The following is a 13749-nucleotide window of genomic DNA, read 5'->3' as shown; positions in this document are numbered from 1 at the left end:
ACCGGGGAGGTCACTCCGTGACGGTGGGCGGCGCGGCCAGGAACGGGCGCACCTCCAGCCACTCGTGAATCGGCTTCCCGCCCGCCCCGGGAGCGGCCGACAGCTCCCCGGCCAGCTCGACGGCGCGCTCGTAACTGTCAACGTCGATGATCATCCACCCGGCGATCAGATCCTTGGTCTCGGCGAACGGCCCGTCGGTCACCGGCGGGCGCCCTCCCCGTCGTACCGGACCCACGCCCCCTCGGAGGCGAGCGCCTGACCGTCCACGAACTCGCCGGTCTTCTCCAGCCGGTCGGCGAAGTCCTGCATGTACTGCATGTGGGCGGAGATCTCCTCCGGCGTCCACCGGTCCATGGGCACGTCGTTCACCGGGGCCGGCGCGCCGCGGTAGTGCTTCAGCAGCAGGTACTTGGCCATCGTGGGTCTCCTCCGTACTGGTGCGGCCCATTGTGGCCGCGTGCACTACGGGGACGGAGCCGATCGGGAGTTCTCGACATCGGCGGCCGGAGAATTTTGCTTCGGCGCCTTCCCGTTCACCAGCACGCCCGCGACCACCCCCGCCAGCAGCATGATCCCCGCACCCCACCCGATGGCCACCGTGAACCCGTGCACCACGCCGTCCTTCACGACCCCGTCCCGCACCGCGGGGGCAGGTGGCCTCCCGCCTCCTTCGCCGCCGTGGCCAGGTGACTCCCGATGTACGTCGCGCTCGCCGACGTGGCGATGGTGTTCAGCAGCGCCGTACCGATGGAACCGCCCACCTGCTGCGCCGTGTTGACGGTCGCGGACGTCACCCCGGAGTCCTGCGGCGCGACGCCCGCCGTGGCCGTGGACATCACCGGCATGAAGATCAGGCCCATCCCGAGGCCGACCAGCAGCTCCGACGGCAGTACGTGCGAGACGTACGCGGGCTCGGCGGTGAGCGTCGTCAGCCAAGCCAGCCCCGCCGCCGCGGAGACCGCGCCCGGCACCATCAGCACGCGGGGCGGCAGGTGGTGCAGCAGCCGGGCCGATATCTGCGTCGACCCCACGATGATCGCCGCCGTGACCGGCAGGAACGCCAGTCCCGTCTTCACCGGCGAATATCCCAGCACCACCTGCAAGTAGTACGTCATGAAAAGGAACATCCCGAACATGGCGATGACCGCCAACGCCATGGTCAGAAACGCACCCGCGCGATTCCGGTCCCGCACGATGTGCAACGGCAGCAACGGATGGCGCGCCCGCCCCTGCCACCACGCGAAAACCACCAGCATGACGGCCCCGCCCACCAACAACCCGATGACCAGACCATCGCTCCATCCCCGCGGCTGCGCCTCACTGCACCCGTAGACGATGGCGACCAGCCCACCGCACCCCAGCACCACACCGGGGACATCCAGCCGAGCCCCGCCGTGCCCCCGCCGGTCGTGCAGAAAAATCCAGGCCCCCGCGATGGCCACCATCGCGATCGGCACATTCACGTAAAGACACCAGCGCCAGTCCAGATACTCCGTCAGCAATCCGCCGGCCATCAGCCCGATGGCGGAGCCGCCGCCCGCGATGGCGCCGTAAATCCCGAACGCTTTGCTCCGCTCTTTCCCGTCCGTGAAGGTCGTCGTCAACAACGACAACGCGGACGGTGCCAGCACGGCAGCGAAAGCGCCCTGCAATGCCCGGGCCCCGAACAGCAATCCCTGCCCGGACGCCGCCCCGCCCAGCGCGGAAGCGACCGCGAACCCCACCAGCCCGATGATGAACGCCCGCTTCCGCCCCACCAGGTCAGCGATCCGCCCGCCCAGCAGCAACAGCCCGCCGAACGCGAGCGTGTACGCCGTAATGACCCACTGCCGGTTGGCGTCCGACATGTGAAGCTCCCGCTGCGCGGACGGCAACGCGATATTCACGATCGTCGCGTCCAGCACCACCATCAACTGGGCCACGGCAATGACGACGAGTCCCCACCATCGCCGTGGATCAGGCTCCCCCGCCGTATCCGTCCGTTCCCGCGTCCGACTCTGGCCCTGGCTCATGGACATCCGCCTCCGCCGTTGGACAACGGACAGCGGTCACCCGCCGGGCGAGTACCGCAGCCCGGAACCAGCGTAGGCGCTGCCCCGCCCCCTCGCCTGTCGGCCGCCCGGGCTCCGGCTATTTCCCGATCGGTACCTTGATCTCGCTGCGGATGCGGTCCGTCTTTTCCGCGAGCGCTTCCAGATCCACCGAGAAGGGATCGGCGTCGATCCGCTCCGCGTCCGTCTCCATCACATTCCCGGTCGTACTCGAATCCGCCCAGGTGCAGAACGGCGCGGTGAATTTCTGGCCCATCTGCCGCTTCACGAAGACACCGCAGTACACCGGTTCCTTGGTGCCGTGTGGCCGTTCTTCCTGCTTCGGTACGGCCAGTTCGCCGCCGCTGCTCTCCATACCGTGAATCGTCTGCTTGACGGCTTCCAGCGGATCGCTCACGGAGCCGTACATCGAGAGCAGCACCAGCGATGTGGAGCCGGACTCGTACTGCCCGCCCACCGTGGTCATGTCGTGCGTGTTCGAGCCGTTGCGCGGGACCTGGGCAGCCGCCGTGGAGCTCAGGTCCTTCGTGAGGGTGTACTTCCCGTCGACGAGCGTCTTCGGCACCACCGTCTTGTACTTCGGACCACCGGCACCGCTCAGCGCCACCGCCGCCACGATCCCGCCGACCACCACGAGCGCGACCGCGCCCCCGACGATGCCCAGCACCTTTCCGGTGCTGCTCTTGCGCGGGGGCTGCGCCATCGGCGGCATTCCGTTCCAGCCTCCGCCGTATCCGGGCGGGGGCGGCTGCTGCCCGTAGGGGCCGCCGGCCGGGGGCGCGGGCGGTATGCCGTAGGGGGCTGCGCCTGGCCGTACGGTCCCTGGGGCACACCTCCGTACCCGCTCCCGGGGGGCTGCGGTGGGGGCGGCATGCTCACGTGTCTCTCGCTTCGCTGAGGGTGTGGCGGACATGCGGTCGGCCGCGGTGGGGCGGAAGCCCGGCCGCGGCCGACGGGTGGTGCAGGGGAGCGCAGGGGGTGGTGCGTCAGGAGGGGAGGATGCCGGCGGTGCGGGCTTCCTGGAGCCAGGCGGGGAACTCGACCATGAGCTGCTGGTAGAGGTCGGCGTCGGCGAGGGCGCGCGGGTCGCGGCCGGCGTGGAAGAAGCCCGCGTTGTCGACCACGCGCTTCTCCGGTACGGCCAGGTCGTCCAGCTTGCGGAGGAAGTCGAAGCCCTTGGCGTCCGGGTCGCCGAAGCCGACGAACTGCCAGAAGATGGGCAGCTTCGCGGCCTCGCAGAGCGCCTTCTCGGCGGCCGGCTTGGAGGTGGGAGCGCCGTCCGTCTGGAAGATGACGAAGGCGGGGTCGGTCGCGCCGGACTTCTCGTAGTGCTCGATGACGGCGTTGATCGCCCAGTGGTAGTTCGTACGGCCCATGTGGCCCAGGCCCGCGTGCAACTCCTCGATGCGGCCGGCGTAGTTGGCCAGGTCGAGATCGGCGGTCCCGTCGACGTCGGTGGAGAAGAAGACCACCGGGACGGTGCCGTCGTCGTCGAGGTTGGCGGACAGGCCGAGGGCCTGCTCGGCCAGGTGCTGGACCGTGCCGTCCTTGTAGTAGTTGCGCATCGAGCCCGAGCGGTCGAGGACGAGGTAGACCGCGGCGCGCTGGGTGGCCAGCCCCTGCTTCTCCAGGGAGACCCGGGCGGCCTTGTAGAGGCTGACGAGGGCGGGGGCCTGGGCTTCTACCTTGGTCAGGGAGGTAGGGGCGGAGGTGGGGTCGGTCCCGGTTACGGGTTCCGGGGCGGCCACCTGTGCCGCCTCGGTTACGGGCTCGGGCTGGGTCTTGGGCTGGGCCTCGGTCGTCACCTCGGGTTCGGGCTTCGCGTCGGCCGCGGGCACCGGCTCCGCCTCGGTCACCGGCTTCGGTTCGACTACGGCTTCCGGTTTCGCCTCGACCACCGGTTCCGGCTTCGCCTCGACCACCGGCTCCGGCTTCGCCTCGGGCGCCTCGCCTTCGGGCTTCGGCTCGCTCTCGTGCGCCGCCTCGCTCTCGCGCTTCGCCTCGGCTTCCGCAGCCGTTTCCGCAGCCGCTTCCGTCGCCGTCGCCGCCGCCGTCGGCTCACCCTCCGCCTCCCGCGTCGCCTTCGGCGCGTCGAAGGCCTGGGAGACCAGGTCGGAGGCCGAGTCCTCGGCCGAGGGCGCGGTGTCGGGGCGGGTGGCCTGGGCCGGGAGGGAGGCGGCCGGGGGATCGGCGGGGGCCGTACGGGCGGTGGGGACGGCGGGGTCGCGGGGGAGGCGGGGTCCGGGGTGGCCTCTTCGCGGGCCTCCGGGATCGTCGCCGTTTCCGGCGCCCCGGTGCCGCTCGCCGCGGTGTTCGATTCTTCGCGGGCCGCCTTGGAGCGACCGAAAGCGTTGCGCAGCAGACTCCGAATGCCCATCGGCGAACCTCTCTAGCGTGTGTGGGGTGCGGCGAATGTCCGAGAAGCGCGGACATGTCCCTGACCAGGCCGGACACGTAAGGGTAGCCGCCTGGGCCGGTCCCATCGTGGGAGCCCGCGCGTCTCGCGGCACGCCCCGTTTGGGTGTTTTGCGTAGCGGGGTGGTGTAGGGGTGCGAGTGGTGGTGGGGGGTGTGCGGGTGGGGCGTGTGTGTGGAGAGCGTATGTGCGGTGGGCGGATGTGCGAAGGGGCGGGAGTGGCGGAGAGGGAGCGAGCGGTAGGGAAGAGGTGTGACGGCCGGGCGAGGCGGATGTTTGTGCGGTGCGGGGTGGTGAGGGAGGGGTGGAGGTTGCGGAGAGACGGCGTGCGAGGGGGGTGGCGTATGCGTCTGCGCACGTCAAGTGGGGGTCTGGCGGGAGGGGCGGGCGGGTCGGAGCGCGGCGGCGGAGGCGGCGGGCCCGTGGTGGGCGTGGCCCGTGTGGTGACCCATCGACCGGACGTCCGTTGACCCTGGCGGCGGTCCGGAGGACCGGACAACCCTCGTACGGGTGACGGGAGATGTGGGCGCATGGGGCTGACCAGTCAGTCGCTCGAAATCACGGTGATCACACTGGCCGTGGCCTGTGTGGCCCTGACGGTGTGGCTGTGGCCGCGGCTGTCCCCGCGCGGTGTGCTCCCCGTACTGGGCCGGCTCGCGACCGTCCTCGTCACCCAGGTGGCGGTCCTGTGCTCGCTCGCGCTGGCCGTGAACTCCAGTTTCGAGTTCTACAGCAGTTGGGACGAGCTGCTGGGCACCGGCGACGAGGGACCGGTGGCGGTGAGCAAGGGCGGCGGCCCGCGGTACGCCGACGCCCGCAGCCTCCGGGGCGGGCTGGTCCAGCCGGCCGGGCCGCAGGGCCTGGACCGGGTGACCGGGCTGCCGGAGGGCCCGCCCCACGAGGTCGGCAGGGTGGAGTCCGTACGGATCGTCGGGCGCCGGACCCGTGTCGTCAACCCGGCCTTCGTCTATCTGCCGCCGCAGTACTTCCAGCACCAGTACCGCCGTCAGCGTTTCCCCGTCTCCGTCGTGATCAGCGGCTACCCGGGCGGCATCATGAACCTCGCGCAGCACCTCCGGATCCCGCACACCGCGGGGCGGCTGATCGAGGAGGGCCGGATGCAGCCGACCGTGCTGGTGATGGTCCGGCCGACGATCGCGCCGCCGCGGGACACCGAGTGCGTGGACGTGCCGGGCGGTCCGCAGGCCGAGACGTTCTTCACCCGGGACCTGCCGGAGGCCGTCAAGGCGGCCTACCGGGTCGGTCACGACCCCAGCGCGTGGGGCGCGTTCGGTTACTCCTCCGGCGGTACGTGTTCGCTGCTGCTGTCCCTGCGCAACCCGGGCAGCTACACGTCCGCGGTCTCGCTCTCCGGTGACTACGCCGTCAAGGACGACCTGACCACCGGGAACCTGTTCGGCAGCGGTGCGGCCGCCGGGCGGCGGGAGCGCGAGCACGATCTGCTGTGGCGGCTGGCGCACCGTCCCGTACCGCGGGTCTCGGTGCTGGTGGCCAGCAGCCGCCTGGGCGAGCCGAACTACCGGGACACCCTGCGGTTCATCGAGGCGGTGAGGCCCCCGATGGCCGTCGACTCCATCATCCTGCCGAGGGGCAGCCATCAGTTCTCGACATGGCGGCGGGAGGTGGCGCCGGCCCTGGAGTGGCAGGGGCGTCAGCTGACGTTCCCGCAGGACGTGGAGGCCGCGCACGCGCCGCCGAAGCGGCCGGGGGCGGGGGCGACACCGTCCCCGTCACCGTCAGCGCCGTCCCGGTCCCCGTCGCCGCCCCCGTCCCCATCGGCGTAGGGGAAGCACCGGTGCCGGCCCTCACCCGTCCGGCCCGCCCGACAGGACACCCGCCCCGCGGCGCGGTGGACTGCTCTCGTGACCGCCCCTCCGGACGACTGCCTGGCCCGCAACGACTGGATCTGCGGCGATTACCTCGCCACCCGCCGCCACATCCTCCTCGACGCGACGCTCCAGCACCTGCACCTGACCGTGGTGTCCGTGCTGCTCGGCCTGGTGGTCGCGCTGCCGCTGGCGCTGATCGCGAGCCGGTGGCGCTGGACGGCGGGCCCGGTGCTGGGCGTCACCACCGTGCTCTACACGATTCCGTCGCTGGCGATGTTCTCGCTGCTGCTGCCGCTGTACGGGCTGTCGTCCACCTTGGTCGTCGTGGGCCTGGCGCTGTACTCCCTGACCCTGCTCGTACGGAACATCCTGGCGGGCCTGGCCGGCGTACCGGAGGAGGCCAAGGAGGCGGCCCGCGGCATGGGGTACGGGCCGCTGCGGCAACTGCTGGCCGTCGAACTGCCGCTGGCGGTGCCCGCCGCGATGGCCGGGCTGCGCATCGCGACCGTCTCCGCCGTCGCACTGACGACGATCGGTGCGATCGTCGGCCACGGCGGGCTGGGAAACCTGATCTACGCCGGGATGAACGCGTTCTTCAAAGCGCAGGTGCTGACGGCGTCCGTGCTGTGTGTCGTCATCGCCGTCGCCTTCGACCTGCTGCTGCTCGGCCTGGAACGGCTGCTGACGCCGTGGCGGCGCGCATGAGCACACGGGAGCGGTGCGCATGAGCACGCTCGGAGACGTCTGGACCTGGCTCGGTACGGGCACCAACTGGGCCGGCGAGAACGGGATCTGGCACCGCCTCACGGAACACCTGCTGCTGACGGTCGGCTGCCTGCTCGCCGCCTGCCTGATCGCGCTGCCCGTCGCCGTCACCCTCGGGCACCTCGGCCGCGGCGGCGCGCTGGCCGTCAACCTCGCCAACGTCGGACGCGCCGTGCCCACCTTCGCGGTGCTGGTGCTGCTCCTGCTGACCCCGCTCGGCCGGCACGGGGACTGGCCGACGTTCATCGCGTTGGTGCTGTTCGCGCTGCCGCCGCTGCTCACCAACGCCTACGTCGGGATGCGGGGAGTGGACCGGGACGTGGTGGAGGCGGCGCGCGGGATGGGGATGTCCGGTGGGCAGCTGGTGCGGCGGGTGGAGGTGCCGCTGGCGCTGCCGCTGATGCTGACCGGGGTGCGGATCGCGGCGGTGCAGCTGGTCGCCACGGCGACGCTGGCCGCGCTGGTCGGCGGGGGCGGGCTCGGGCGGATCATCACCGCGGGGTTCAACCTGGCGAGTACGCCGCAGGTGGTCGCGGGGGCGGTGATCGTGGCGGTGTTCGCGCTGCTGATGGAGGTGCTGTTCGAGGTGGTGCAGCGGCTGGGGCCGGCGTGGGCGCGGGGGCGGACGCGGTGAGCGGGCCACGAGGAGACGCGGCGACCGGACGGTTCCGTACGCGCGAAAGGGCCCGCCGCTTCGCCGTCACCGCGGCGCTGATGGCGGCGGCCCTCCCCGGCTGTGCCACCGGCCCCTCCCTGGAGAACCGCGGGCAGGTCACCGCCGCGCCCGGCGACAGCCGCCGCCTCTCGATCGGCTCGGCCGGCTTCACCGAGAGCGAGCTGCTGGCCCGGATGTACGCGGTGCTGCTCGACAAGGCCGGGTACGCGACCGACGTCCTCACCGTCGGCAACCGGGAGCTGTACGAGCCGTCCCTGGAGAGCGGCCAGATCGACGTCGTACCCGAGTACGCGGCGACCTTCGCCGACTGGCTGAACGCCAAGACCAAGGGCGCCGACGCCGACCCGGTCGCCTCGCCGGACCTCGGCACGACGATGGAGGCACTGCGCGAGCTGGCCACGCCCCGCGGCCTGACCGTGCTGCCGCCGGGCCGGGCCGTCGACCAGAACGCGTTCGCCGTCACCGCCTCGTACGCGCGGCAGCACCGCCTGAAGACCCTCAGCGACCTGGGGCGCGCCAAGCTGCCGGTACGGCTGGCGGCGGGTGACGAGTGCGTGCGGCGGCCGTTCTGCGCACCCGGCCTGAAGCGTACGTACGGGATCGACATCACGGCCGTCGACCCGAAGGGGTGGGCACCACGCCCGCCAAGCAGGCCGTGCAGAACGGGCAGGACCAGATGGTGCTGACGACCAGCACGGACGCGACGATCGAGCAGTTCGGGCTGGTCTTCCTGGAGGACGACAAGAAGCTCCAGAACGCGGACTACCTCGTCCCGGTGGTCAACCGGGCCCGCGCGGGCAGCGACCGGGTCGCCGAGGCCCTCGGCAAGCTCAACTCCGTACTGACGACGGAGGACCTGGCCGATCTCAACCAGCGGGTGGACAGCTGGCGGCGGCTCCCGGAGGACGTGGCGCGGGACTATCTGCGGAAGAAGGGGCTGCTGTAGTTCCGGGAGTACGGAGCTCAGGGCCGGCCCGTCCCCTCACTCCGTGGGCACCGAGTCCACCTCCGCCTCCTCCCGCGGCACCCCCTGCTCGTCGGACCCGATCGTGCGCCGCAGCGCCTCGTGCAGCCGGGCCGGGGTCAGGACGCCCAGGAAGCGGGTGCCGTCCACGACGGCGATCCAGCCCGCGTCGTACTTGAGCATCTCGCTGAAGGCGTCCTTGAGGGAGCCGCTCACCGGGACCCACGCCTCCATCCGGCGCGCGTGCGCCGAAACGTTCCCCCGCGCTTCGGACACCTCCTCCGTCCCCACCCACCCGTGCAGCCCGCCCTCCTCGTCCAGGACCACGGCCCAGCGCGCGCCCTCCGCGCGCAGCCGCTCCGCCGCCCGGCCGGCCGGTTCGCCGAGCCGGGCGAACGGCGGGCGCTCCAGGTCGCCGGGGGCGATGCCGGTGACCGCGAGCTGCTTCAGGGCCCGGTCGCCGCCGACGAACTCGGCGACGTACGGGGAGGCCGGCGCGCCCAGCACGCTCGCCGGAGTGTCGTACTGCTCGATCCGGCCCTGCCCGTAGACCGCGATCCGGTCGCCCAGCCGGATGGCCTCCTCGATGTCGTGCGTGACCAGCAGCACCGTCTTGTGCAGGGACGCCTGAAGGCGCAGGAACTCCTTCTGGAGCCGGTCGCGGACGACCGGGTCGACCGCGCCGAACGGTTCGTCCATCAGCAGGACGGGCGGGTCCGCGGCCAGCGCGCGCGCCACGCCGACGCGCTGCCGCTCGCCGCCGGAGAGCTGGTCCGGGTAGCGCGGCCCGTGGAGGTCAGGGTCCAGGCCCACCAGGTCCAGGAGTTCGGCGGCGCGGGCGCGGGCCTTCTTGCGCGCCCACCCGAGGAGGTGCGGCACGGTGGCCGTGTTGTCGAGGACGGTGCGGTGCGGGAAGAGGCCGGTCTGCTGGATGACGTAGCCGATACGGCGGCGCAGGCGTACGGGGTCGGCCGACGCGATGTCCTCGCCCTCGACGAGGATGCGGCCGCCGGTCGGGTCGATGAGCCGGTTGACCATCTTCATCGTCGTGGTCTTGCCGCACCCGGACGGCCCGACCAGCGTCACCAGCTCGCCCTCGCCGACCTCGAAGGACAGGTCGTCCACGGCGGTGGTGCCGTCCGGGTAGCGCTTGGTGACGGACTCGAACCGGATCATTGGTCCATTGAAGCCCGCGGCCCGGGGCCGGTCGCCTTATGCGGGCAAACGGGCGGGACCGTACGCGTACCGGCGCGCCCGCCGTCCGAGCAGGCGGCGTCGCGGCAGGGCGAGCGCCCCCGCCCCTACTCCTCCAACGCCTCCAGCCGCTCCCGCGCCGCCCGGACCGACCGGCCGCGCCAGGACAGCCCGGACCACGGGTCGTCCTCGGCGAGACGGTCGGGGAGGGTGGCGACCGTCCACCGCTGCGCCGTCAGGCCGGGGTCGTCCAGCTCCTCGCGGGAGATCGGGGTGGCCACCGGCGCGCCCGGCTTCGCCCGTACGGAATAGGGCGCGACCGCGGTCTGCGCGTACGCGTTGCGCTGCACGTCCAGGTAGATCCGGCCCTTGCGGTCGGCCTTGCGCTGCTCGGTGGTGAGGCGGTCCGGGTGCTGCCGGGCGAGCCGTCCGGCGGCCAGGTGCGCGAAGTCGCGCACCGCGTCGAAGTCGGAGTTGCCGTCCAGCGGCGCGATGACGTGCAGGCCGCGCGAGCCGGTGGTCATCAGGCGGGCGGGCAGTTTCAGCGCGTCCCACAGTTCGCAGACCCGGTGGGCGGCCCACCGTACGTCCTCGAAGTCCGCGCCCTCCGACGGGTCGAGGTCGAAGATGATCAGGTCCGGGTGGTCGGGGCGGTGCTCGCGGGAGAGCCAGCGGTGGACGGTGACGGTGGCCTGGTCCGCGAGGTAGACGAGGGTCGCCGGGTCGTCGCACACGACGTGGGTGACGGTGCCGCCCTCCTTGGACTGCTCGGAACGCCGTACCCAGTCGGGGAAGTAATCGGGCGCGTTCTTCTGCATCAGGGGCTTGCCGCCGATGCCGTCGGGGTGCCGCTCCATCATCAGCGGCCGGTCGCGCAGCTGCGGCACCGCGCGCCGGGCGACCGCCTTGTAGTGGTCGGCCAGGTCGGCCTTGGTGAGCCCGTCGTCCGGGAAGAGCACCTTGTCGGGCCGGCTGACCTTGATCGTGCGCCGCCCCGCCTTGATGGTGTGTGCGTCGTCCGTGCCGCTGCTGCCGCTCATACCGAGGACGGGTAACCGGCCGGGCCGCGGGGCAAACGCGGCGCGCCGCGGGGCGGGCGGCACCGGTTCGGCGGGGGCCGTACGAGTTGCTTCCGGGGCACCGCCCCTCGTCCTGCCGGATACGCCCGGTTCGCGTGCTTACGATCCTGTGGGCTGTCGTCACCTGGCGTCGTTTCACCCGAAGGCGGGCCGCGACGGGCGCCATGTTGACGGCGGCCCTTGCCCTGCCACCGGTCGGGAGGGTGGATCGAGGATCGTTCGGGCGGAAGGGAACGCGACGATGAAGGCCGTAGCAGTCACCGCATTCGGCGAACAGCCCCAGCTCATGGAACTCTCGGAGCCCGATCCCGGACCGGGCGAGGTCCTGGTGCGGATGTCCGCCGCCGGGATCAACCCCTCGACTGGAAGATCGCCGACGGTCTCCTCAAGGACGCGACACCGCACACCTTCCCGCTCGTCCTGGGGTCGGACGGCGCGGGCGAGGTGGTCGCCGTCGGCACCGGCGTGCGCCGCTTCACGGTGGGCGACTCGGTGTTCGGCCAGTTCCAGCGGCCGGCACGGGGCAGCGGCTCGTACGGCGAGTTCGCGGCGGCCGAGGAGAAGGCGCTGGCCGGCGCGGCCCGCACCGTCACGTACGCGAACTCGGCGGCCGTCCCCACGGCCGGGACGTCGGCCTACAACCTGGTGGAGGAGACCCGGATCAGCGAGGGCAAGCGGGTCCTGATCGTCGGCGCGACCGGCGGCGTCGGCACCTTCGCCACCCAGCTCGCGGCCGGCCGGGGCGCCGAGGTGATCGTCACCGCGCGGCCGGGTACGGCGGACGTGATGACCACCCTGGGCGCCGCCGAGACGGTGGACCACACGCTGGGCCCGGTGGCCGACCAGGTGCTGGCCGCCCACCCGGACGGGGTGGACGTACTGCTCGACCTGGTCAGCGGCCCGGCCGCGTTCGGCGAGATGACCCGGACCGTACGGGACGGCGGGACGGCCGTCTCCACCGTCGGGTCCGCCGACGCGGACGTGCTGACCGACCACAACCTGCGCGGCTTCAACTTCCAGAACCGGCCGTCGCCGCAGCTGCTGGAGATCCTCGCCGGGCAGCTCGACGCGGGGCGGCTGACCGTGATTTTCGGCAACGAGATCACGCTGGGGGAGGCCCCGGAGGCGCTGGAGACCAGCCGTGCGGGGCATACGCAGGGCAAGACGGTCATCACCTTCTGACGGCCGGCGCTTCCTGACGGACTCGCCTCAGTGGTCGTGCGGGCCCGGCCGGTGCACCGGCCCGTGCGTGCCCTCGCAGTGCGGGGGCACGAGCGCCGCGTCGTCCGGCCCCGCCGCTATGTGCAGCACCTCGCCGGACCGGGGCAGCTCGTCCACGTGGTCGACCTGGAGGGTGGCGTGGGTGATGCCGTACTTCAGGCTCAGCAGCTCGTGCAGGCACCGCCGTACGGCGTGGCAGTCGCCGCCGGGTGCCACCAGGATGTGCGCGGACAGGGCCGGTTCCCCGGACGTGATCTCCCAGATGTGCAGGTCGTGGACCTCCACGACCTGGTCCACCTCGACGAGGCGGTCCCCCAGCGCGTCCGGGTCCACACCGTTCGGCGCGGCCTCCATGAAGATCCGTCCGGACTCGCGGACCAGCCCGGTGCCGGCCCGCAGCATCAGGACGACGACGACGAGCGAGGCGATGGCGTCGGCGCGCGCGAAGCCGGTGGTCAGGACGACCGCACCGGCGACGGCGGTGGCGATGAAGCCGAACAGGTCGGTGAGGATGTGCTGGTAGGCGCCCTCGACGTTCAGGCTGCTGCGGTTGGCCCGGGAGATGCACCAGGCGGCCGCGATGTTGACGACGACCCCGGCCAGCGCGGTGACCAGGACCAGGCCGCCGGTCACTTCGGGCGGTGACACCAGGCGGGTGATCGCCTCGTACCCGAGCCAGAGGGACAGCACGAGCAGGGTGATGCCGTTGGCCTGCGCGGACAGGATCTCGGCGCGCTTGAGTCCGTACGTGTAGCCACCACGCGCGGGCCGCGCGGCCAGCCGCATCGCGACCAGGGCGAGCACGATCGAGGCGGCGTCGGTGAGCATGTGGGCCGCGTCGGAGATCAGCGCCAGGGAGCCGGCCAGGAAACCGATCACCACCTCCACGGCCATGAACGCGGTGATCAGCACCAGCGCGGCCCGCAGCCAGCGGCGGTCGGCGTCGGGCGAGAGGGTGTGCGAGTGCGAATGCCCGTGGCTGTGGTCGTGGTGGTGGCTGTGGGCGTGCTCGGTCATGGGGCGCGCTCCTCCCTGGGGCGTCCAAAAGGACGTGCGCAAGGAAGCAAACCGCACTTCTCCGCTAGATCCAAAGGCTGCACCGGTGACCGTTGTCATTACCGTCGGATGGCGCATTGCCGCAGGTCAGGAGGGTGAGGGGCGGTGACGGCCGAGAGGGCCGGCGCAGGTCTTGCGCCGGCCCCTCGGAGCGACTGACGACGGACGCGAGCGTCTACGTCGGTATGCATATCCTCGCGACCGTGCGCATGGTGGGTGTCGCGGTGGCGGACACCATGCTGTGGGCGGCCCGATGATCTTCGGCCGCTGTGGGCGAGGCGGTCGCTACGGTCAGCGCCAGCAAGGCAGCGGCGCTGGCCAGTGCTAAGGCGACGAGGCGCCTAGTTACGCAATTGAGCACTTCGCATGGTCCTATATCGATTTTTGACTGATCTTGGTGGGCGCATTGGACCATGCCTGTTGCCAGGAAGACAACACTTGCTCATCAGTAACTTACTCCCGACGCATGTCAGTTGAC

The 13749-nt window shown here is 71.7% G+C and carries 9 protein-coding genes and 3 pseudogenes; 5 read left to right on the top strand and 7 right to left on the bottom strand.

The window, feature by feature from the left end; genetic code table 11:
- Positions 1-10 precede the first annotated feature (10 nt).
- From ACEXOX_RS24130 to ACEXOX_RS24115, 4 genes and pseudogenes are all read right to left on the bottom strand, one after another.
- Positions 11-417, bottom strand: a pseudogene (locus ACEXOX_RS24130) (YciI family protein).
- Positions 418-462: 45 nt separating this feature from the next.
- A pseudogene (locus ACEXOX_RS24125) lies at positions 463-2012 on the bottom strand (MFS transporter).
- Between the two features lie 118 nt (positions 2013-2130).
- Positions 2131-2754 carry a hypothetical protein gene (locus ACEXOX_RS24120; protein ID WP_406523182.1) on the bottom strand — a complete coding sequence of 208 codons (624 nt, stop codon included), beginning with the start codon at positions 2752-2754 and terminating at the stop codon, positions 2131-2133.
- Between the two features lie 283 nt (positions 2755-3037).
- The gene (locus tag ACEXOX_RS24115; RefSeq protein ID WP_406523181.1) at positions 3038-4534 is read right to left on the bottom strand and encodes a VWA domain-containing protein; all 1497 of its coding nucleotides are present in this window, start codon (positions 4532-4534) and stop codon (positions 3038-3040) included.
- Positions 4535-4996: 462 nt separating this feature from the next.
- Between ACEXOX_RS24115 and ACEXOX_RS24110 the strand changes: the two genes are divergently transcribed.
- The 4 genes and pseudogenes from ACEXOX_RS24110 (at position 4997) to ACEXOX_RS24095 (ending at position 8703) form a co-directional block, all read left to right on the top strand.
- Entirely contained in the window at positions 4997-6271 is a 1275-nt protein-coding gene (locus tag ACEXOX_RS24110) for an alpha/beta hydrolase (RefSeq protein ID WP_406523179.1), read from the top strand.
- 78 nt (positions 6272-6349) lie between these two features.
- Positions 6350-7021 carry an ABC transporter permease gene (locus tag ACEXOX_RS24105; RefSeq protein ID WP_406523178.1) on the top strand — a complete coding sequence of 224 codons (672 nt, stop codon included), beginning with the start codon at positions 6350-6352 and terminating at the stop codon, positions 7019-7021.
- A gap of 19 nt (positions 7022-7040) precedes the next feature.
- Positions 7041-7715 carry an ABC transporter permease gene (locus ACEXOX_RS24100; RefSeq protein WP_406523176.1) on the top strand — a complete coding sequence of 225 codons (675 nt, stop codon included), beginning with the start codon at positions 7041-7043 and terminating at the stop codon, positions 7713-7715.
- 80 nt (positions 7716-7795) lie between these two features.
- Positions 7796-8703, top strand: a pseudogene (locus ACEXOX_RS24095) (ABC transporter substrate-binding protein).
- A gap of 36 nt (positions 8704-8739) precedes the next feature.
- On the opposite strand, the gene ACEXOX_RS24090 reads toward ACEXOX_RS24095, so the two are convergent.
- On the bottom strand, positions 8740-9897 hold the full coding sequence (locus ACEXOX_RS24090) for an ABC transporter ATP-binding protein (protein ID WP_406523174.1): 1158 nt from the start codon (positions 9895-9897) through the stop codon (positions 8740-8742).
- A gap of 125 nt (positions 9898-10022) precedes the next feature.
- Positions 10023-10955, bottom strand: coding sequence for a non-homologous end-joining DNA ligase (gene ligD / locus ACEXOX_RS24085; protein WP_406523172.1), 933 nt, complete (start codon positions 10953-10955; stop codon positions 10023-10025).
- 219 nt (positions 10956-11174) lie between these two features.
- Here ligD and ACEXOX_RS24080 point away from each other — a divergent pair, with 219 nt between their 5' ends.
- Entirely contained in the window at positions 11175-12176 is a 1002-nt protein-coding gene (locus ACEXOX_RS24080) for an NADP-dependent oxidoreductase (protein ID WP_406523171.1), read from the top strand.
- A gap of 27 nt (positions 12177-12203) precedes the next feature.
- Here ACEXOX_RS24080 and ACEXOX_RS24075 read toward each other — a convergent pair whose 3' ends face one another.
- On the bottom strand, positions 12204-13232 hold the full coding sequence (locus tag ACEXOX_RS24075; protein ID WP_406523170.1) for a cation diffusion facilitator family transporter: 1029 nt from the start codon (positions 13230-13232) through the stop codon (positions 12204-12206).
- Positions 13233-13749 lie beyond the last annotated feature (517 nt).

Source organism: Streptomyces sp. Ac-502 (assembly GCF_045222935.1).
In the GTDB taxonomy this organism is placed as follows: domain Bacteria; phylum Actinomycetota; class Actinomycetes; order Streptomycetales; family Streptomycetaceae; genus Streptomyces; species Streptomyces monomycini.
The sequence above is the reverse complement of the archived record's forward strand: the minus strand, read 5'-3'. Positions and strand labels throughout refer to the sequence as shown.

What these genes read in the sequence shown, in the direction of transcription:
- ACEXOX_RS24120 (WP_406523182.1), bottom strand. Translation starts at nt 2,754, where the DNA reads ATGGCGCAGCCCCCGCGCAAGAGCAGCACCGGAAAGGTGCTGGGCATC.
- ACEXOX_RS24115 (WP_406523181.1), bottom strand. Translation starts at nt 4,534, where the DNA reads ATGGGACCGGCCCAGGCGGCTACCCTTACGTGTCCGGCCTGGTCAGGG.
- ACEXOX_RS24110 (WP_406523179.1), top strand. Translation starts at nt 4,997, where the DNA reads ATGGGGCTGACCAGTCAGTCGCTCGAAATCACGGTGATCACACTGGCC.
- ACEXOX_RS24100 (WP_406523176.1), top strand. Translation starts at nt 7,041, where the DNA reads ATGAGCACGCTCGGAGACGTCTGGACCTGGCTCGGTACGGGCACCAAC.
- ACEXOX_RS24090 (WP_406523174.1), bottom strand. Translation starts at nt 9,897, where the DNA reads ATGATCCGGTTCGAGTCCGTCACCAAGCGCTACCCGGACGGCACCACC.
- ligD (WP_406523172.1), bottom strand. Translation starts at nt 10,955, where the DNA reads ATGAGCGGCAGCAGCGGCACGGACGACGCACACACCATCAAGGCGGGG.
- ACEXOX_RS24075 (WP_406523170.1), bottom strand. Translation starts at nt 13,232, where the DNA reads ATGACCGAGCACGCCCACAGCCACCACCACGACCACAGCCACGGGCAT.